The following is a 1,897-nucleotide window of genomic DNA, read 5'->3' on the forward strand; positions in this document are numbered from 1 at the left end:
GCTGCGGCTTTCTGCACGCTGGCGCCCAGCAGGAGCACGCTGGCGGTCAGCAATGGCTTCCACATGCGGTAACGATCAGAAAAATAAGAATTCACGATACTATCGGTTTATTTTGGTTGGATATCTCCCTAGCAAAAATTGCCGAGAGGAAAGCTAAAAGCACAAAAAGCAGCCACGCGCGAGGCTAATGGCTGCTTTTTCGTACTCAGCTCACCTGCTGGTTATTTGGTTAGCAGTAGCATCACCACATCGTGGGCGGGCACGGTAGCGGCAAAGGCTTTTTTGGTGGTGCCGGCGTCCTTTTTCGTCCACAGGTTGTGCACTTTGTAGGTGGTTTTGGCGGCGTTCAACTCCTGTTTGGATAAGTCGTCGGTGACGGGCGTCGTTTTCCAGTCGAAGCAACGGGCTGGGGCTTGCGGCTGCGGTTGAGGAACGTAACCGCCCACTTGCCGCCCTCTAGAGGCTTCAGCCAGGTTTCTACGCTGTCTTTGCTGGCATATTTAAAACCCTGTACTCCTAGCTTATCCTGGTTCACGGCCAGCACCTCCCGGTTGATGAGGATGTCGGCGGTTTCCTTGCTCATCTTACGCAAATCGTTGCCCGTGATGAGAGGCGCGGCCAGCATCGACCACATCGTAAAGTGCGCCCGGTCTTCGTTCGCGGGCATGCCGTTGCCTACCTCCAGCATATCTGGGTCGTTCCAGTGGCCGGGTCCGGCGTACTGCCGCAGTCCTTCCTGCTTGTCCAGAATGGCCATCACCCCAAACGACTTCCACGTGCCGTGGTCCTCAATGCAGTCAAAGCAGTTGTAGATGTCGCCGGTAGTGCGCCACAGATGCCCTACCGTTTGCCCCCAGATCCAGGGCGTATCGTTGCCCCACTCGCAAATGCTGAGTACAACCGGCCGTCCAGCTTTTTGCAGCGCCGCCGTCATGGTTTTGTAGGCGCCCTCGGCCTTCAGCCCCTCTGTGTTGCACCAGTCGTACTTCAGGTAGTCGATTCCCCAGCTGGCGTACTGCTGAGCATCCTGAAACTCGTAGCCCCGGCTGCCGGGCCTACCGCCGCAAGTCTGGGAACCGGCATCGGAGTAGATGCCCAGCTTCAGGCCCTTACTGTGCACATAATCGGCCAGGGCCTTCATGCCGGAGGGAAAACGATCTTTGTTGGGATGGATGAACCCCTGCGCATCCCGCTCGCCGTGCCAGCAGTCGTCGATGTTGATGTAGGTGTAGCCTGCGTCTTTCATGCCGGAGCTAACCAGCGCATCGGCCATTTCTTTGATGAGCTTCTCATCGACGTTGCAGGCAAATTTGTTCCAGCTGTTCCAGCCCATGGGCGGGGTCAGGGCGAGGCCGTCGTACTTGGTGTACTTCTGGGTGTAGTTGTTGCCTTGGCCGAATCCTGAGGAGGAAAAGGCTAGGCCAAGGAGAAAGAGTACTATTTTTTTCATGGAAAGGTTGGGAGGTACTTGTGCTGCCCAAGGCTATGGCAACGACAAAAGCCCAGGGCAGCAATCTTGGGGTAAGCAGTGTGTGAGTCTGTACAAAACCTATCGGTACAACCTCAATCAGCCGCGGGACAAGAAGTGAGTTTGTGGTGTTTGCGCTTAGTCTTTCGGTACTATCCGAAAGTTGTCGAACGCTATATCCGCATTCAGCGCACCGTCGCCATGAAATAAGAACTTGACCTCATACTGAGCTTTGGAAGGTGCCAACGGCGTATTGATAACGTCGGTTAGCTTGATAGCATGGTGCTCCATTTGCCGCGGGTATCGAAGGGCACGGAGGGCTTCCACTGGTAGGTGTTCACTTTGTCGGCATTGCCATCGATAAGGAACTTGATGACGTTGGCATTGAACGGCTTCAGCGTATTCACCTCAAACTTGAGCATGTAGTTG

Annotated in this window: 4 protein-coding genes; all 4 read right to left on the reverse strand. The window is 55.1% G+C overall.

Translation table 11 applies throughout. The annotated features are described in order from the left end of the window. Positions 1-221 precede the first annotated feature (221 nt). Positions 222-350, reverse strand: a complete 129-nt coding sequence (locus tag VI25_RS26185) for a hypothetical protein (protein ID WP_201783387.1) — start codon at positions 348-350, stop codon at positions 222-224. Next, positions 347-1,450: a glycoside hydrolase family 27 protein gene (locus tag VI25_RS22450; protein ID WP_201783388.1), complete on the reverse strand. Its 1,104-nt coding sequence runs from the start codon at positions 1,448-1,450 to the stop codon at positions 347-349. The genes VI25_RS26185 and VI25_RS22450 overlap by 4 nt, the downstream gene beginning before the upstream one ends. Before the next feature lie 156 nt (positions 1,451-1,606). Next, positions 1,607-1,759: a hypothetical protein gene (locus VI25_RS25455; protein WP_161807034.1), complete on the reverse strand. Its 153-nt coding sequence runs from the start codon at positions 1,757-1,759 to the stop codon at positions 1,607-1,609. Continuing rightward, positions 1,735-1,890, reverse strand: a complete 156-nt coding sequence (locus VI25_RS29105) for a glycan-binding surface protein (RefSeq protein WP_410503459.1) — start codon at positions 1,888-1,890, stop codon at positions 1,735-1,737. The genes VI25_RS25455 and VI25_RS29105 overlap by 25 nt, the downstream gene beginning before the upstream one ends. Positions 1,891-1,897 lie beyond the last annotated feature (7 nt).

The organism is Hymenobacter sp. AT01-02 (assembly GCF_000961955.2).
Taxonomy (GTDB): domain Bacteria; phylum Bacteroidota; class Bacteroidia; order Cytophagales; family Hymenobacteraceae; genus Hymenobacter; species Hymenobacter mucosus.